Annotated in this window: 8 protein-coding genes; 1 reads left to right on the forward strand and 7 read right to left on the reverse strand. The window is 66.3% G+C overall.

Features of this window, described 5'->3' with window-relative positions:
* Window positions 1–21: 21 nt before the first annotated feature.
* The 5 genes from L4X63_RS21495 to L4X63_RS21515 form a co-directional block, all read right to left on the reverse strand.
* Window positions 22–231, reverse strand: a complete 210-nt coding sequence (locus tag L4X63_RS21495) for a hypothetical protein (protein ID WP_250680721.1) — start codon at window positions 229–231, stop codon at window positions 22–24.
* Window positions 232–502: 271 nt separating this feature from the next.
* Window positions 503–1,909: an OmpA family protein gene (locus L4X63_RS21500; protein ID WP_250680722.1), complete on the reverse strand. Its 1,407-nt coding sequence runs from the start codon at window positions 1,907–1,909 to the stop codon at window positions 503–505.
* Window positions 1,910–2,129: 220 nt separating this feature from the next.
* On the reverse strand, window positions 2,130–2,501 hold the full coding sequence (locus L4X63_RS21505) for a rhodanese-like domain-containing protein (RefSeq protein ID WP_250680723.1): 372 nt from the start codon (window positions 2,499–2,501) through the stop codon (window positions 2,130–2,132).
* 33 nt (window positions 2,502–2,534) lie between these two features.
* Window positions 2,535–2,693 (reverse strand): hypothetical protein, encoded by a 159-nt coding sequence (locus tag L4X63_RS21510; RefSeq protein ID WP_250680724.1) that lies wholly within the window; start codon window positions 2,691–2,693, stop codon window positions 2,535–2,537.
* Window positions 2,694–2,715: 22 nt separating this feature from the next.
* Window positions 2,716–4,707: a heterodisulfide reductase-related iron-sulfur binding cluster gene (locus L4X63_RS21515; protein WP_250680725.1), complete on the reverse strand. Its 1,992-nt coding sequence runs from the start codon at window positions 4,705–4,707 to the stop codon at window positions 2,716–2,718.
* Between the two features lie 267 nt (window positions 4,708–4,974).
* Here L4X63_RS21515 and flgM point away from each other — a divergent pair, with 267 nt between their 5' ends.
* Window positions 4,975–5,265 (forward strand): flagellar biosynthesis anti-sigma factor FlgM, encoded by a 291-nt coding sequence (gene flgM, locus L4X63_RS21520; protein WP_350339210.1) that lies wholly within the window; start codon window positions 4,975–4,977, stop codon window positions 5,263–5,265.
* A 4-nt stretch (window positions 5,266–5,269) separates the two neighbouring features.
* Here flgM and L4X63_RS21525 read toward each other — a convergent pair whose 3' ends face one another.
* Both L4X63_RS21525 and L4X63_RS21530 read right to left on the reverse strand, forming a co-directional pair.
* Complete coding sequence (locus L4X63_RS21525) at window positions 5,270–13,108, reverse strand: MBG domain-containing protein (RefSeq protein ID WP_250680727.1); 7,839 nt, start codon at window positions 13,106–13,108, stop codon at window positions 5,270–5,272.
* A 142-nt stretch (window positions 13,109–13,250) separates the two neighbouring features.
* Complete coding sequence (locus L4X63_RS21530) at window positions 13,251–17,918, reverse strand: pilus assembly protein (RefSeq protein ID WP_502799936.1); 4,668 nt, start codon at window positions 17,916–17,918, stop codon at window positions 13,251–13,253.
* Between the last annotated feature and the right edge of the window lie 163 nt (window positions 17,919–18,081).

Raw genomic sequence — 18,081 nt, forward strand, 5'->3', positions numbered from 1 at the left:
TGTAGACCGCGCCAGCCCCCGCTACCTCTGCTTCGGGATGCGGTGCGAGAGCACCATGCGGCCGAGCGGGATGGTGCTCACCACCCCGGCCAGAAACAGCATCCACCCGGCCATCTTCCGCTCCCGGTCGGTGAGCCGGTGGGCCACCAGCAGGCCGAGCCCCCCTCCCAAGACGGCCCTGGTGGCGGCGATCAGCGATAACTGCGGCAAGGTCAACCTGGTCTCCTTCATCTGTCCCTCCTCGTGTGCCGGCCGGCCCGGGGGCCAATCAAGGGCCCGCGGAACGGAAGCGGCATTGGTAATGAGAGGCTCATGGCTAGTATATCAGGATAATGAGAACGAGGACGGGCCCCTCCCAATACGGGTAAAAAAATGGCCCATATCGCTATGGGCCGCTGTTTGGCAACCTGGCCGGTTGGCCACCGGCTCATTAAGGAGGTGGAGGGGGGGCTGCCCCCTCCACCTTGCCGACCGGATCACCCCACCTGATGACCCGGCCGGACTACCTCTTGATCACGCAGTCGATGACGGCGTTGATCCTGCGGTTGGCGGCTCTCCCTTCGGTGGTGTTGTTGTAGGAGATGCGGCGGGTGGCGCCGTAACCTTTGGCGGAGAGGCGGGAGCGCTCGATGCCGAAGTTGTCGACGAGGTAGTTGACCACGTTCTCGGCCCGCTCCTGGGAGAGTTTCATGTTCTCGTCCGGGTTCCCGACGTTGTCGGTGTGACCTTCGATGACGGCGGTGGTGGCCGGGTACTGCTTCATGTACTGGGCGACCTTGGCGATCTCGTTACGGTACTCGGGTTTCACATCGGCCTTGCCGGTGTCGAAATCCATCACCAGGGTCATGCAGAGCTTCTCGGGGGGCTCGAGCTTGTTGACGTCAAAGGCGCAGTCGATGACCGCCTCGATGCGGCGGTTTTTCTGCTTCCCTTCGTCGGTGGCGTTATCGGCGACCGGCCGCGAGAAGCCGTAGCCGCGGGCGGTCAGGCGGGAGCGGTCGATGCCGAAGTTGGTGACCATGTAGTCCACCACCGCCTGGGCGCGGCGCTGGGAGAGATCCATGTTGTGCTCGTAGGTGCCGACGTTGTCGGTGTGCCCTTCGATGACGGCGGTGGTGGAGGGGTATTTCCTCATGAAGTCGCCGACCTTGGCGACCTCGTCACGGTATTCGGGGCGGATGAGGGCGCGGTCGATGTCGAACTCGATGTGGAGCGTCACGCAGTACTTGTAATGGCCCGGGGTCGGCTCGGCGGCCGGGACCGGTGCCAGCGGGGCCTCGCCGGCCGGAGGCGCCGGCGGCGGAGGAGTCGGCTGGGCCGGCGCGGCGGCAGGCTGGGTGACTTCTTCGGCGGCCGACTTGTTGCCGCCGAAGACGAAGGTCATGCCGGCGGAGTATTCCCAGTTGTCCAGACGTTTGTAGCTGAAGTCGACGATGTAGCGGCCGTCGATCCTGAGGGCGAGGTCGTCGGTGAAGAAGAACTTGAAGCCGAGGCCGCCGTTGACGGCGCCGTCCGTCCCTTGATCGTGGGGATGCGGGTACTCGAGCGTGATCCCGCCGCCGCCGACCGCCAGGTAGGGAACCACCGTCGAATGGGGCATCATGTTGTAGAGAAGGTCGAGGTGGTAGGTCCAGACGTTGAAGTGACGGTCGTCGAAGGCGCGCTCGGCACGGGTATAGCTCCCGACCAGCTCGGCCTCGAAGTTATCGGTGAGGTCGTAGCCTAACCGGACACCGTAGGTCGGACGGTTGCGCCGGAGCCATTGCTGGCCGTTGTGGTCGTCGTCGTCGAATACGTACCCGCCGACATACGGTGAGACGGAGACCGCTCCCGCCCGTTCGCCGGCGTGCGCGCCCCCTGCCAGCGCCAGCATAAAGAGTACCGCCAACATCCACGTGGTCTTTTTCATGTCCCTTTTCCCTCCTTGATGGTAGAGCCTCCTGGAAGGCTCCCCGGTGATTTTGAGCCGCCCGCCGGGCGGTGGGCTCTTCCGGTTTTGCGGAAGGTGACCGGCTGCGGCCACCGCTTGGCTAGGAGTTACTCATTGGCCTCAAATTAATCACGCTTAATGGTAGCGATTTTCCATCTGCTGTCAACCTCGTGACCGGCATGGTGTCCGGCGCCCCGGCTCAGTAGCCCCGCAGCCGGGTCATGTTCCTCCCCTCGCCGATCTCCTCGACCGGGAGTCCTGCGCTCAGGTACGCCTTGAAGCCCCCCCTAAGCAGCCGGGGCCGCACACTCCCCGCCCCCGCCAGCAGATCCACCAGCTGCTCGGCAGGGGTGTCGCAGGGAGCGGTGGTATAGACCACGACCGTCCGGTCCTTGGGAATCTCCTCCAGGCGGGAGGTCAACTCGGCGCTGTCCATCCGGAGCGCCCCCTTCGCCTTCATGACCGCCAGATCGAGGTCACCGGCGTGCCGGACCTCGACCAGGCAGAACGGCGTATCCCCCTTGAACTGATCGCGCACCCAATCCGCATTTACCGTGAGCTCCCTGTCCATGCTCTGTCTCCCGTAGCGCTCCCCTTCCGGCAGCTAATCCTCCCCCTCGTCCCCCGCCTTGCTGTCGACATGGGGCGGTTTCCCCCTCTTGCGGGTGAAGAGGTAGACGACCAAGAAGATCAACGCGATGACAAGCAGCACGATCGCCCAACTGACTGCCCCGAACGAATGGGTATAGGTCGCCTGTGGCATGATGTCCTCCTTTGGTTGTGGCTCAGGAAACCGCTGGCAGCCGTTCGGCCACCACCTCTGCCAGGTCCCTGGCCCTCACTCTCCCTTCGAATCCGCCGGTCTTGATGCCGTCCTCGAACAGCGTGAGGCAGAACGGACAGTTGGCTACCAGGACCGGCTCTCCGGTAGCCGCGGCCATCGAAATACGTGTTTCGCCGATGCGGGCACCTACCCTCTCCTCGGCCAGCACCCGCCCTCCTCCCCCTCCGCAGCAGAAGGTCTCCCGGCCGCTTTGCGCCATCTCGGTAATGCGGGCTCCGGAACGGGCGAGAACCGCCCTGGGCTCGGTGGCGATGTCACGGTAGCGGGCGAGGTAGCAGGAGTCGTGGTAGGTGCAGGCGAATTCTTCCGGCTGCAGGTCAAGCCGCCCCTCGTCCAAAAGCCGTAGCAGGAAGGTCGTGTGGTGCTCGACCTCGGCGGTAAAGCCGAGATCGCGGTAGTCGCGCACCAGGGTGTTGTAACAGTGGGGGCAGGTGGCCACTACCTTGGTGACGCCGTGCGCCTGCATCTTCTCTATGTTCGCGCGGGCCATCTGCTGGTACAGGCACTCGTTGCCAAGCTTGCGGGGAGGCTCGCCGCAGCAGGTTTCCTCCTTCCCCAGGATGGCCAGCCGGATGCCCGCCGCCGAGCAGATGCGGGCGAAGGCGCGGGCGACCGCCTGGTTGCGCCGGTCGAAGGAGGCGTAGCAGCCGCCAAAATAGAGGACGTCGGCCCGCTCCCCCTCCCCCAGCACCGCCACATCGATCCCCTCGGCCCAGTCCCCCCGCCGGGCATAGGCCATGCCGAAGGGGTTGCCGTTCACCTCGTAGTTCGCCAGCGCCCCACGCACCTCGTCGCCGGGGAACTCGCCCCTCATGAGGGAGAGGTTGCGCCGCATCTCGAGGATCTTGTTAACGTGCTCGATGTTGGCCGGGCAGATCTCTTGGCAGGCCCGGCAGGTGGTGCAGTCCCAGAGGACCTCGCGGCTCACCACTTCCACCAGGTCGTCCCGCGGGCGGGCGAAGGCCACCTCCCCCACCTGCTGGATGACGATCATGGGGGAGAGCGGCTTGGCGGTCACCCAGGCCGGACAGCGGTCCTGGCAGCGCTTGCAGGCGGTGCATGCGTCGGCGTCGTAGATGTCCTTCCAGCTGAAATCCTCGACCCGGGTGACGCCGCAGCTCTCCCGGCTCTCGTCCTCGAGGTCGATGGTCTCGATGGCCCCCTTGGGACGCACGTCGGTGAAGAGGTAATTCACCCCGGTCAGGAAGAGGTGGCGAAGCTTGGTGACCGGGATCAGGGCGATGAAGGCCATGGAGACGCCGAGATGGAACCACCAGAGGGCGCGGTGCAGAAAGCGGAGGCGGGGAACGTCCCACCCGTCCAGGAGCCTGGCGACCGCGAGCCCGCCGTAGGAGAAGGGGGCGATGGCGGGGTTGCTCCTGAGCTCGGTGGCGGCCATGCGCGCACCTTCCAGCCAGAAACCGGTGATCAGGATGGAGAAGAGGAGCAGGTGGCTCAGGTAGTCATCCTTCCCGGTCTGCAGGTTCATGGGGGTGAAAAGGTACCGCCTGATCGCGAAGCCGAGCAAGGAGGCGATGGCGGCGATCCCGGCGGTGTTGAGGACCACCTTGAACACCAGGTAGAAGGGGCCCTTGAGAAAGCGCACCAAGAAGAGTGGGTCGGTGAAGTCCGCCTGCAGCATGACGAGCAGGGTCCCGATGAACAGGAGCAGGAATCCCCAGAAGAAAAGCGCGTGCAGGGTGCCCGGACGCCTGACCAGCAGGACCCGGGTCTGGGCGAAGGAGGCCTTCAGCCAGAACCCGATCCGCTCCGGGAGACGGTCCAGCCGGTTGAGGGGCCTCCCCAGCCGGTACACCGGGACGCGCCGCCAGATCCCCCAACCGCAAAGGGCCAGGGAGACGGCCGCCAGGCAGTACATCGGGCCGGTTGCGCCATGCCCGACGTTCCAGTAGATCTCTCTGGTAGCTTCCATGTAGTCCCGGTGTGGGTATGATGTTGTCAGCAAAGGGTTTCTCAAAAAATAACTTAGTTATCTTTAATGTCAATCATTCAATCGGATTCCAATGTGAAAGGTGCCGGGATGGGACGGGGAACGCGAACCCGCGTCCGGCGGGGCTTGAGAGGAAACGGCAGGGGCGCGAAGGTGAAGCGGACGACGCACGGGGAGAGGGGCGATGAGACAAAAATCACTGTAATATTGAGTAGAAAACGTCTACCATGAGACAGGTAAACTCCTTCCATTAATCGAGAGGTTTCGATGAAGATAACAAACGATGCCCCGCAAACCGCACCGGTCCAGCAGGTGAATCAGCCTACGGCCACCGCGCCCGCCCGGAAGAAGCCCCACACCGGTAAACCGGCCGGCGATACGGTGGAGATCTCCGGCCAGGTCGACGCCGAGGTGCAGGCCCGCCAGGCCGAACAGGCCCAGCGGGTGGCCGCCATTAAGGAGCAGGTGAAAGCCGGCAACTACGAGGTGGACTCCCGCAAGGTGGCCGAGAAGATGCTCGCCCGCTCCAACGAAAAGTAACCCCTCAGAAGTCGAGCACGCCTACCAGCTTCTGCAGGATAACCGTGACGTCTCCTACGTCTATCCTGCCGTCCGGAGCCGGGACCCCGCCGGCCAAGGGGGCGACGTCCCCCCGGCCGAGGGCCTGTGGGGCCGCCGGGTCGAGCCCCAGGGCGATCCTCATGGCGGCCAGCACATCGGCCAGGTCGACCACCCCGTCCCCGTTGACGTCCCCCTTGATCACCAGCGGCCGCAGTACATTCCGGAAGGTCCGGCTGACGCCACCAGCGGCATCGGTTGCGGTGGCGGTAATGCGGGTCACCCCGTCCGGTGCCAGGGGGAGCCGCTGCTGGAATCCGCCGTCCGCCCCGACGGTAGGGAGCAAGAGGCTCCCTCCCGCCTCGATCGCAACCGTCACCCCCCCGGCCTCGCTCCCCGCCCGCCCCTTCACCACCACAAAATCGCCCTCCTCCTGGAGATCCTCGGCGGGATCGGTGATGGCGATCCGCGGCCGCCCGGGGGAGAGGATCACTGTCCGCTTGAGGCGGGAGCTCTTCCCGGCCAGCGTCGCCGCTACCTCCACCGTATTAATCCCCTCCTGCAGTATTCCGCTTCCCTCCAAGCTGTCGCCGCTTACCACGAGAGCAACCCGCGAGCCGTTAACCGTCATGGTGGCGCTGGCCCCGAGGACGACCGTCCCGGTAACCTGGACCTTCTCCTGGCCGGTCACGGCGTTGTCGGAAGGCTCCCTCAGGGAGAGGACGGGAGCGCCAGGGTCGAGCGTCACCGACAGCGTCCTGGTGGCGCGGTTTCCTTCTCCGTCGGTGGCCGCCACCGTCACCCCGTTTTCGCCCCGGACAAGGGGGAGCGCCGCGCTGTAGATCCCGTCCCGGCCGGTTACCCCGCTGCCGTTGACCGTGACTGAGGAGACCTCGGAGCAATCGCCGACGCTCGCGGTCACGTTGAGGGTCGGGTCGGTGGTGACGGAACCGCTGGTGAGCGCGGAAATCGCCACCGCCGGCGGGTTACCCTCCTGGGCAACCACCAGCGGCTGCGAGACCGGAAGCGCCGCCTCGTAGTTGGCATCCCCCGTCTGAGTGGCAGTGATCACCGCGATACCTCCCCCGGCCGGGGTTGCCCGGTCCCCGCTGACGGTGGCCACCGCGGGGTCCGAGCTCCGGTAGCTGATGGGCAGGGAGCTCGACGCGGTGGCCGCCAGCTCGACCGGGAGCCCGCCGGCCACCGCCTCCGGCAGGGGGCCCCACATTATCCGCTGCCCCTTCTTGTGGACAACCAGCGGCTGGGAGACGTCGGTGGCTTTCTCGAGGCTGTCGCTCCCCCCCTGGGAGGCGGTGATCACCACGCTCCCGGCGCCGTTGATGGTTACTACGTTCCCGTCGACCCGCGCGAGGCCCGGATCCGAGCTGGTGAATACCAGGGTCAGCCCGCTGCAGGCGGCTGCAGTCACCGTGAAGGGGGGATCACCGTAAGTCCGCTCGGGGAGCGGCGGGAAGAAGATCTCTTGGCACGACCTGAAGACGGTGAGCGTCCCGCTGGCGCCCACGAAACGGTAGTTGGCCGCCGAGAGCGGAGTGACGTCGACGGTGACCGGGTACCCCCCCGCCGGGCTGGCCAAGGTGGCGGAGGTGGCGAGCAGCGGGGCGCCGGAGATGACCGCCATGCTGTCGCTTCCCACCAGGCGGCCGAAGCGGGCGGTCAGCGGTGGGTTGGGTGTCTGGTAGGCCCGGCCGCAGTCGGCCGCGGTGACGGTGATGACCGCCTTGGCCACCGTGAAGGGAATCGTTACCGGAGGGGCCGGGTTGTAGGTCCCGCTTCCCCCCTGGCTCGCCGTGATCAGGGTGGTACCCGCCCCGGTGATGACGATCTCCCCTTCGACCACAATGGCCACCGAGGGATCCGAGCTGGTATAGCCTAACGGGAGCCCGCTGGTGGCGGTTCCACCAGGAGAAAAGGATGTATCGCCGTAGCTTTTTGGCGGCAGCGGGGGAATCGAAATAGTCTGGTCGATCCGGGGCGCCCGCATGGCGACGTCGTTGCCATAGGTGATCCCCATCGTGTTGATGCCGAAGCTCCTGACGTGGTAATCGGAGCCGGGGACGAGGCCGGTGAGGGTGGCGGTGAAGGGGGTGGCGGCCTCCGTGAGATGGAGGCAGCGGCCGGCCAGGCCGGGATAGGGCGCACTCCCCCAGCAGAGGCCGGCGTCGGTGGCCGGGTAGTAGTTGGGGAAGATGGTCCCTCCCCCGGTGGCCGAGGTGGCGGTGATCCCGGTCAGGGGGGTGCTGTCCAAAAGCGGCAGGAAGGCGTCCGAGCGGATCCAGTTCGAATGCGGACCGGATAAGGCAAAACCCTGGAGAGTGCCGTCGCCGCCGTAGGAGGTCCGGTCCGGCAGGGTCAGGAAGGCCCGGTTGTCGAGCCCGGCGTCCCCCTCGTCGAAATGGTAGTAGGCGGCCAGGTGCTGGTCGCCGGCTGGATCGATGATCTGCGACGCCTCACCCCTTAGCCGGTCGATCCCCAGGGGGAGGTCCCAGATCCTCACCTCGTCCATGGCCCCCTTGAAGAAGATGCTCCCGGTCCGGTCCACCCCGAGCAGGAGATCGTCCGGATTGTCCGGCACGATCCCCAGGACCGCCCCGGGGAGTTCCGCCTCCACCCTGCCGTCGAGATAGAGGGCCGCATCGCCGGTCCCGGTATCCACCGAGAGGGCGACATGGTGCCAGATCCCGTCGTTGAGGCTGGTGCTCCCGGCCAGCCCGGCCGACGGCCCCACCGAGCGGCCGCCATCCCAGACTTCCGCCGCAATCCGGTCCCCATCCAAAAGCAGCTGGAACCCCGCCCCACCCTGCCCGCTCCCCGTACTCCCCTTGGAAATGAGCGCCGCTCCGCTGGATTGGGCGCCATCGAGGTAGATCCAGCTCTCCAGGGTGAACCCTTCCTTGCCGCCGAATGAAAGCTGCGGGGCATCCTTGATCCTCACCAGGTCGTCGATGCCGTCGAAGTCGAGGGCGTTTCCGGGTGGGGGATTGACCACCAGAGCCCTGGTGACGGGGGCCGCCGCCTGGTAGCGGTCGTCCCCTGGCTGCATCGCCGTGATATCGGCGGTCCCCGGCGCCAGTACCCGCAGGCGGGAGCCGGAGACGGCGGCCACCGCCGGGTTGGAGCTTAGATAGCTGACCGTGAGGCCGCTGGAGGCGAAGGCGCCGGGGTCGAAATCGGCGTCGCCGTAGGTCTTGGGGCGCATGGGGGGGAAGGTGATCGCCTGCGCAAGCGTGCCGGTGACGGTGAGGGTGCCGTTTTGGAACGAATACCTGTAGTTGGGCGAACAGAGGGTACCCTGGACGACCACGATGGGATAACCGCCGGCCAAGCTCGACTCATCGGCCGCCGAGGCGACCGACGGGGCCCCTCCCAGCGAGGAGGGGGTGTCGAAGGGGGCCAGGCCGAGGTAGTGGACGGTCAAAGGGGGATTGGAGGTTCCGGCCGACCGCGAGACGTCGTCGGCCACCACCACCAGGGGCGCCGCGGCAATGGCGAGCGGGGCGGGAGCGAAGGTGATCCGGTAATTGGAGCCCAGGGTGAGGGTCCCCGGCAGGATGGCGTAGGGACTTCCCGGCACCGTCTCTCCCGGTTGCCGGGTGAGGGCTCCGGTGAAGGTATCGCCTGCCTCGGGCGGTGGGGTGCAGCTCCAGGTAAGCGGCGGATCGGCGGCTCCGTAGACCTTCGTCTGCGGATCGGCGGCGACGGTCACCGGCTTTGGGGTCACCGAGAGTGACGCTCCCACATAGGTGATGCTGTAGTCGGAGTTAGCCAGCGTTCCCTGCAGTATGGCATAAGGTCCTTCGGCAACGTTTTCTCCGGCAATCCTGGTGAGCCCTCCTCCCAGGGTGTCGCCATTTAGCAGAGGGGGAACCACCGTGTAAGTGAGCGGCGAATCGGCAGTGCCGTAGACCTTGCTCTTGGCATCGGCGGTCACCGTGATGGGCTGGGGATTGATGGTGAAGGGGGCTCCCAGGTAGGTGATACGGTAGTCGGGGTTGGCCAGGGTCCCCTGGAGGATGGCGTACGGCCCCCCCGCGACGGTCTCGCCGGGACTCCTGGTCAGCCCTCCGGTCAGGGTGTCGCCCGGCTGCAGGGAAGGGTTCACCGTGTAGGTCAGGGGGGGATCGGCCCCCCGGTACGGCTTGCTTTTCGCCTGCGCGGTGACGGTGACGGGGCGGGGCTTCACGGCCAGCACGGCGCCTGAAAAGGTTATGGTGTAGTTCGGGTTGGCAAGGGTTCCCTGCAGTATCGCATAAGGGCTTCCGGCCACCCGATCCCCCGCCGTCCGGGTGAGGGATCCGGTGAAGGCATCGCCGGCCAATAGCGGCGGGGAGACGGTATGGATAAAGCCCGGATCGGGGTCGCCGTAGGTCTTGGAAGCCGCCTGCACCGTGACGGTAACCGGCCGCGGCTTGATGGTCAGGCTGTCCCCGACGAAGTTGATGCTGTAACCGCCGCTCAGCGCCAGGGTCCCCTGGGTGATGGCGTAGGGCCCCCCGTTCACGTTCCCCCCTGAGGCGCGGGTGAGGGCTCCGCTGAAGGTCACCCCGGACGGCGGCTCCGGCTGGCAGCTGTAGGTGAGCGGGGGATCGTCGTCGCCGTAGAACTTGCTCTGGGGCCGGGCGGTGACGGTAATCACCCCACCGCCGGGGTTCAGGATGAGGGACCCGTCCGCTCCGGAGAAGCGGTACATCCAGGAGGAGAAGTTGGAGAGGTCGACAGTCACCGGGTAGTTTCCCGGGCCGCTGGCGGCAGTGGCCAAGGTGGAGAAGAGCGGAGCACCGCGCAGCGAAGTGGCGACCGGCACCAGGGGGAGGCCGGAGCCGTCCGCGTAGCCGTACTGGGGAGTAAAGACGGGGATGGTCCCCACGGTCGAGCTCACCGACGCAGGCTGAACCGTTACCGGAGCTTTCAGATAGTAAGCCCGCACCGTTTCCAGGAATTGCCCGCCGCCGTTATCGCCCGCCATGAGCCCCCGGGCGCGCACGTAACGGGTCACGTTCCACCCTTTGTCTTTTCCCAGGTGGAGTCCGGAAAGCTCCCACTTCTCCGCCGACACCCGGCTCCCCTCCCCCAGCAGCGTCCAGTTCGCGCCGTCCTCCGAATAATAGAAGAGCGCCCGCTTCAATTCCGGCGACGCTCCCCCGCGAACCCAACGGACGGCGCCCCCGTCGGCAGCCACCGTCAATTCCTGCGTCGCCCATCCGCCGGAGAAGCGGACCAGGGCGGTCTTGGAGCTATCCCCCCCGATACTGGTGAATTCGCCTATCACGACGATCTTGCCGTCCGGGTCGAGGCTCGCTCCGTAGACCGCGTTCGCCTCCCGGCCGTCCATCGAGGGCTGGAAGGCCCCCAACACAAGCGATTGATCGAGCTTGCCGCCGGCGCCGATCCGGGCAACGTCGGCCACCTCGAACGGGGCACCATCGGCGCCGGTGACGCTGTCGAAGAACCCTGCCACCACCATGCTGCCGTCGGTCCGCAGGGCCACCGTCTTGATCTCGTTCGGGCTGAATCCGCGGTAGTCGTCGTACAGGGAAGAGAGGGTGGTGGCTACCGTGAACGTGTCGTCCAGCGTGCCGTCCTGGTAGCCGGGGCGGTTGCGGTTGAGCCGTACCAGGTTCCGGTTCCAGGTGGTGCCGTTATTGGTGATGGGGAAGGAGAAGCTTCCTCCGGCGACGATCTGGCCGTCCCGGTCGAAGGATAGCGAGTTTACGTGCTGCTCGAAAGGTTCCCAGGTCGCCCCCAGTTCCGGAAACCAGGGAGGGGGGATGGAATCGTAGCGGGGGTCAGCCTTGAGCACCTTGAAGGTAGTGTCCAGCGTGCCGTCGTTGTTGAGCCGGAAGATGTTCCCGTACTTGGTCCCCACGATCAGCTTGTACTGGTCCTTGGTGGGGCCCGGCTCGAGAAGGAGAGCGGTGATGGCCGGATTGAGGTAGTCGGCCAGGGAAGGGTCCATGTTCGGGGAAAGGTCGGGCAGCATCAGAGCGTCCGGGACCGTGAACGTCTCGTCCCATACGCCATCGGCTCCTATCTTGGCGAGGTATACCGGAGCCCCCCACTGGGATCGGGCGAAGGATGCCGCGTGGGGGTAGAGTACGCCGGCGAGATAGATGGTACCGTCGGGGGCCTCCACGGAGGCGCTGGTGACATCGGCGCTCACTATGATGCCGCTGGACGCGGTCCCCCAGTTGCGGGCAAAGGGGGTCTGGTCGTCGACCGAGCCGTCCATGGCGATGGTGAGGCCCGGTTCCAGAGAATAGTCGCGGTACACCCCGAGGCCGGTCACCAGGATGTGCCGGTCGTCGAGGAGCGGCGTCCAGGAGTACACGCCGCCGGTGGTCCCCGCCCCGGCGACCGGGTACGGGTCGTTGAAGGGCGCCCCGGCCGCGAAGCCCCAATCGGGATTCAGCATGACGAAGTCGGTTTCCGCCTCGCCCCAGATCTGATCGAACATCCCCTGGAGGATCCGCGTGCCGTCCGCGTTCCTCAGCATGTTCGCCCCCCCTACGTAGGCACTGCCGGAATCGTTGATCAGGGTGGCACCGGCGTTGGCGGCATCGTCGTCAAGGGTGCCGTACCCGTAGAAGCGGGCCAGCATGCTGCGTGCCCTTCCCGCAGCGGAGGTGAACGTTCCGCCGGCCAGGATCTTCCCGTCGGGTTGCAGTGCGAGGGCCTCGACAAGGTCGTCGGGGTCGGGGGCCAACAGCGGGTCGATTGCCCCGCCAAGGGTGATCCTGGCCAATCGCCAGCGTTCCACCTGCTGCCGGTCGGGGGCGTGCAGACGGGTGAAGCTGCCGCCACAGACGACCTTGCCGTCCGGCTGTACCACGACCGCGCTCACCGGGGCGTCGGGAGCGGGATCCCACGACTCGAGGAGGCCGTCGTTGCTCACCCGGGCAAGATAGCTCCGTGCCGCCCCCCCCGGTCGGTCAGCCGTTACCAGCGAGGTAAACTCCCCGCCGAGGACGATGCTCCAGTCGGCCTGGATGCCGAGCGCCCGTACCGCCGCGTCAGGGGTGACCGTGAAGGACCCGTCGACGGTCCCGTCCGGTTGGAAACGGAGAAGGAAAGCCCGCGGAGAGTGGAACTTCCCTGCCACGAGGATCTTGCCGTCCTCCTGCACCGCCACGTCCGTGACCTCGTTGACCCCGGCGCCGGCCACCCCGCCCGAGAAGCCGTTGAGAAAGGCGCCGTCGGTTGCCGCGATGCGGGCAAGGTTGGAGCAGGTCTGCGGTGGGATCATTCCCGTCATCGACGTGAAGGTCCCGCCGACCAGGATTCCGCCCGAAACGGTGTCCACCCGGATGACGTTGACGACGGCGCCGGCCTCCGAAGGGTCGAAGGAGGGGTCAAGGGACCCGTTGGTGGCAAGCCTGGCAAGACCGTGTCTGGTCAAGGTTCCATCGGCGGCCGTGGTAACCGTGCTGAATGAGCCGCCGACCAGGATGCCGGCCGGCTGGGGCGGCGCCCCCTGGTCCAACTGGAGCGTGACGGCGTTGACCGGGCCGTCGGTGGAAACGTCGAAGCCGGGGTCGATGGTTCCGTCGGTGTTGAGCCTGGCGAGGTTGCGGAACGTCTTGGCGGGAGAGCCGCCGGTAGCGACGAAGGAGCCGCCGATGATGACCTTGCCGTCCCACGGCTGGACCGCTATCGCGCGTACCGTCCCCGAGGAGCCGTTGGGAGTGAGGTTGACCGTCCCCGAGCTGTAGATGCGGAAGCCGTCGAGGTAGAGGCTGGCCCCTTCCCCCGAAGCCGGAAGCAGCATGCATGCCGCGATCAAGAAGGCCACCACCCACCGTCCCATACTCCCCCCCGCCAACTCCGCCGCCGCTAACTTGCGCCCCGGCAACTCCGCCTGCCTCCGCCCCCAAGCCGGAAACTTCGTCCCTCTCCCTTCTCCCATTGGCCGTCCACTTCGTCCACGCCGTCCACCTAAAGGGCCCCCCCTACCTCTCCTTCATATGCAGAATCCTCTTAACCGGTCGTAACCCGCTGTTGGAGACGATCTTCACGCCGCCGGGGATGCCGGTCATCTTCGCCCCGCGCCGTGTCCCCCCGGCGAAGCCGGCCAGTTCGGCTGTCCCCACCGCCCCGGTGGAGAGCTGCACCATCGCCTTCCCCTTGAGCGAGCCGTCCGGGACCGGCCCCCCGGTGGCGTAGTGGACCCCCCAGAGGTAGGCGTCCCCGTTCTGGCAGACATCGGTATTGGGCTGGAAGGTCGCAAAGAAGAGCGACCCGCTCCTGGTCGCCACCGGAGCGGTCAGCACCCGTTCGCCCCCGAGCCCGCCCGCCGCCGGGTAGAGATCGATCCGCCAGCCGGGGTCGGTCGCCTCCATCGTTTTCACCGTACCGCTCTGGTCCACCAGGCCTCCCAGGTTGGCCGCGTCCGCGCAATCGCCGTCGAGCTTGTCGTACTTCGCCACCGCGCCGTCCACCCGCAGGTTGTAGCAGGGCTCCTTAACGGCGAAGAGGCTTCCGCGGCCGGAAAGATCGTCCTGGTTAAAGAAGTAGCGCCCGCTCCCGAAGTACAGCCAGAGGTTATGGTTCCTGCGGTCCTGGACCCTCCCGATCCCGCCGGTCACCGGGCCGGTCCCCTCGGCGACCTTGCTGAGCCGCCACTTGTTGGGATCCTGGTTCTCCCGGGTCATGAGCCTCAGCACCCCGCCGGTCCACCCTCCCCCGGAATCCGCCTGGCTGTAGCCGACGTAGAGGCCGTCGTCCTGGTATCTTCCAGGCTCGTTAGGATTCCAGCGGTCGGCGTCGATACCGGCCCCCACCAGGGAACCGGCGAAGGCCTGGGTGAGCCCGCTCGGGAAAGCCGCCAGGAGCTGTCCGCTTCGCAGGTCGACGACGAAAAGCTTCAGTTGCTGGGTCGAGGTCCCGAGGAAGCGGTGGCTCGCGTCGAGGGAGCCGTCGGGCCCCGAGCCGAAAACGGCGAACCAGCGGCCGTTGGTTCCCGCCGGACCCACCCGGAGGATGGCGGGTCCGGTGGTGGAGAAGCCGAGGGAGGGGTCGGAAAACTCCCACAGGAGTATCGGGTGGGCGGGATCGGTGACGTCGAGCGCGGAATAGGAGGAATAGCCGGCCATCTTCCCGATGGTGTACGGGTCGGCGGCCGGCGGCGCCACGCAGCCGCTCCCGCTGCTGCACCCTGCCCCGCCGAGTCTCATCCCGACGATGAGCACGCTGCGCCAGGTGCTGCCGGAGGCGTCGCGCGGACAGGTCCAGTAGGTGGCCGGCGAGCAGATCCCCGCCGTCTCCCCGATGCTCGCGTCGACCAGGGCGACCTTGCCGTCCAGATGGTAGAGGTGCCGGTAGTCGGGATGGGTGAGGTACTTGAGGTAGGGGAGGACGCTGGTCGGGACGAAAGCCCACTCCTCCTTTCCCGGCTCACCTCCGGTCAGGGCCGCCTTGGCCTCGCCGGCGGAAAAGACGTTGAGGGTCCCCATCCTGAAGGCGTGCAGCATCCCGTCGTTGGCGCCGAGGAACACCATGCCGCGCCCCCGGTAACTGCCGGAGCCGACGAAGGCGGCGTAACTCGTATCGCCGTACCCGGCCGGCGGCGCCAGGTGATACCCCCCCAGCGGTACCGGGGTCTCCGCCTGCGGGGTGGAGGAGACGATGTCCCCGAGCTTCCAGACCCCGCTCCCCCGGGCCGGAGTTCCCCCCGCTCCGCGGATGGAGAGCGACCTCGACCGCACCGCCGCATCCTCGGGAAAATCGAACCCCTGGACGAAGTTGATGACGGTCGAGGCGGAGGGGTCGCCGGAGACGAGGTTCAGGTACGGTGAGATGGCAGCTGACGAACCGGTCGAGAAGCTCATCATCCCGCTGGCGTCCACCGCGCTCCCCCCCCTGAGGAGCGGCGTATAGATCGTCCGCGGCGTGGCGACCAGGTCCCTCGCCCACAGAAGCTCCCCCGCCCGCCAAAGCGCCTTCACCTGGTCGAGCTCCATCTTCACTTCGGTTCCGTCTCCCACGCCGTCCCCGTCGGTATCCGCGGTGAGATAGGCCCAGGTCTGGCCGCTGCCGGGCTCGTAGCCGAAGTTGACGATCCGGTCGCCTTGGAGGGTGAGCTTCCGGTTGCTGTCGGTGTCCTCCCGGGTGCCGGTAGCCGCGCCGCTCGAGCCGCCGAGGTAGCTATCGATGTAGTACCAAAGCCCCAGCATCTCGCCCCCCCACGTGGCGGAGGTGAGGCCGCCGTCGAAACTCTTCTGGGGGGTGAACTCCTCCCGCAGGAAAAGGGCGGCGTTTCCGTCCGGTGTGGCGAGAATGGCGGGGTCGGTGCCGGAAGCGGAGGCCAGCCCGCCGAGGATGGCCTGGAAGGCCTTGGCGACCTCGCCGGGGCTGCGGGCGTTGACCATCCGCCCTCCTCCATTGGCCGCCGTAAGTTGCATAAGCTTCTCCGGATACGCCTCATCGGTGTCGCAGCTTCCATCGCTTTGGTAGGTACCGCATGGGAGGCCGGTATAGATGACGTGGGTGGTGAGGAAGTCGCGGTTGGCGGTGACCGGCTTGGTGAAGTCGGCGAGATTCTTGTGGCGGCCGATCCAGGCCAGGTCGTCGACGTTGTAACTCCCCTTGAAGGACGGGGCGGGGTCGCCGGCGGCAGTGGTCATGCTGGAGGGCATTCCCCCGGTGGAGTTCGCCCAGTTGGTGACGGCAGTCGCCACCAGCGACGTCACCGCCGGATGGCGGTCCGCAGTGGAGATCCCATCGGTGACCAGCACAAGGTGGTTTCCCTGGCACGGGACCGATACCGGACCGGTGTCGAAATCGCTCGGCTGGATCCTCAGGTCGCTGCGGCTGCCGAAATAGCCGATGGCGGTGTAAAGCGCCTCGGCCAGAGGCGACCAGTTCGTGGCGGTGATGGTGTCGATGGCATAGACGACGGAGGTCCCCCCTCCCGCCGGGGGGGAATGATCCCCTACCGGGGAGCCTACCGGCGCGAGCACCTTCGCCCCGTCGAGGGAGGTTACCTTCTGGCAGGTATAACCGGGTAGGTCCGAGCAATCGGCGTTGGCATAGCAGATCCGGCCGCTGTCGGCCAACAGTTTCTTGCAGTGCCTTGGCCAGGGGATCTCCGAGCCCATTACCTCCCCGTTTCGTACGGACACGTTCTCGTCTTTTGCTTCCGACGCCGCGCCGTTGTCGTTGAAGACCATGACGCCGAGCCTGAGGTCGCCGCTGTATTGCTGCACGATTCCGATCGGGGGAGCGGCAACGGCTACCTTAACCGACAGGGAGGTGGCACCCGTACTGGTGGCGGCCGGGGCGCCGAGGGCGTCGATCCCCAGATCGAGAAGAAAGGCGGGGACATTGGAGCCGCTGTTGGGCGCGCTGACCGACGGGTCCGTCCAAAAGGGATGGACGAGGTCGGCGCAGTAGTCGGTAAGCTCGGCAGACGAGGTGACCTGGTGCTGGATATAGCTGGTGCCGAGAAACCCGTCGTTGTTGCTGGTCTTGATGTGGGTATAGCCACTGCCGCAGACAGCATCCCCTGCCCCCTTGGGAATGGAGGCGGGATTGTCGTTTCTGAAGGACTGGACATGAAGGCCACAGTCGGTCAACAGGGTCTCGGGATCCTTGAGCGTGTAACAAAAGCTCATGGCGTCGGCGAAGATCCACCGCTCGTCGCCTGCGTTGCGGAGGCCGTTCGGGGTGTTTACTTCCACCGTAGTTGCCCGGAGGCACTTCTGCATGTCGTCGCGAAACGGCTGGGGAGAGGTGGTGCCCGCCTCCCAATCGCGGATGACGGCGGTGCAGGGCCCCTTGTTGTAGGCGGTTGGGTAGATTTCGATGGAGCTCCCTCCGCCGGGAGAGGCGAGGAATTCCAGGTTGCTGCTGCAGGTGGTGGCCTTGTTCGCCGTGCAGTTCCACGACGGCTTGGGGGGGATGGGACCGGTCACTGCGAAGGTCAGGCCGGGAACATCCGGAGCGGCTTTCACGAACCTCTTCCCCTGGCACCCGCGACTTTCGCCGGCCAGCACCCCGCCGTTTCCGGCCCCGTCGGGAATGAACTTCCCCCCGGTGAGGGCCTGTTTCTCCAGGTCGAGCTTGGAGGCGGTGAGCCAGTTGAGGAAGTTGCCGCGCGCCTGGAAGGTAGTTACCGCCGGTGGCGAGGCGCTGTTCATTCCTACGTAGAGGTAGCTGGTGGAGGCCGCCGAAACGGCATCGGTAAAGGGAGTGGAGAACGCGGCCAAGGACACGAAGCGGGCCGCGTCGAGGTCATAGCCGTAGACGGTGTTGACGTCGAAGTACCCGGCGTAGCTCTTGCTGTCGCTGTAGCTCGCGTCGTAGCAGAGATTGCGCAAAACACAGCTCTCGCCGGATGGGCAGTCGGCGGCGCTCGAACAGGATTGTGCGCTGGTGAGCGAGCAAGAGAGGGTGCTGTCGCTGTAGGCGAGGTCCCACATGCTGGCGGAATTGTCGAGCATGAGGAGCACGTTGGGCTTCACCCCCACCCCCGGAAGCGGCGGGAGGTTGCAGTAGTTCATGCCGGGAAAGAGCGTGGCTGCCACCGCCGGCTGCGATGCGAAAAGGAGGCACCCGAGCATGATAGGGAGCACGGCAGCTGACACCTTGACCGTCCACGACCAGCGCTCCGGCACCATCACCACGCCCCTCCTCAGCCCCGCTGCAATCCCAACGTCCGCCGGCCAAAAAACATTATGCAATTCTAATCTATAAGCCGAAGCTCGCAAGCTAATTTGGGAAGAGTCGGCGCGGAGACAGGATTGAGAGGAGGGAAAGGTTGCGGTAAAATTAATTAGTTCG

Origin of the sequence: Geomonas sp. Red32 (assembly GCF_023652955.1) — a bacterium.
Classification (GTDB): Bacteria; Desulfobacterota; Desulfuromonadia; order Geobacterales; family Geobacteraceae; genus Geomonas.

Coding starts and splice junctions, on each gene's coding strand:
- L4X63_RS21495 (WP_250680721.1), bottom strand. CDS start 231: ATGAAGGAGACCAGGTTGACCTTGCCGCAGTTATCGCTGATCGCCGCC.
- L4X63_RS21500 (WP_250680722.1), bottom strand. CDS start 1,909: ATGAAAAAGACCACGTGGATGTTGGCGGTACTCTTTATGCTGGCGCTG.
- L4X63_RS21505 (WP_250680723.1), bottom strand. CDS start 2,501: ATGGACAGGGAGCTCACGGTAAATGCGGATTGGGTGCGCGATCAGTTC.
- L4X63_RS21510 (WP_250680724.1), bottom strand. CDS start 2,693: ATGCCACAGGCGACCTATACCCATTCGTTCGGGGCAGTCAGTTGGGCG.
- L4X63_RS21515 (WP_250680725.1), bottom strand. CDS start 4,707: ATGGAAGCTACCAGAGAGATCTACTGGAACGTCGGGCATGGCGCAACC.
- L4X63_RS21525 (WP_250680727.1), bottom strand. CDS start 13,108: ATGGGACGGTGGGTGGTGGCCTTCTTGATCGCGGCATGCATGCTGCTT.
- L4X63_RS21530 (WP_502799936.1), bottom strand. CDS start 17,918: ATGGTGCCGGAGCGCTGGTCGTGGACGGTCAAGGTGTCAGCTGCCGTG.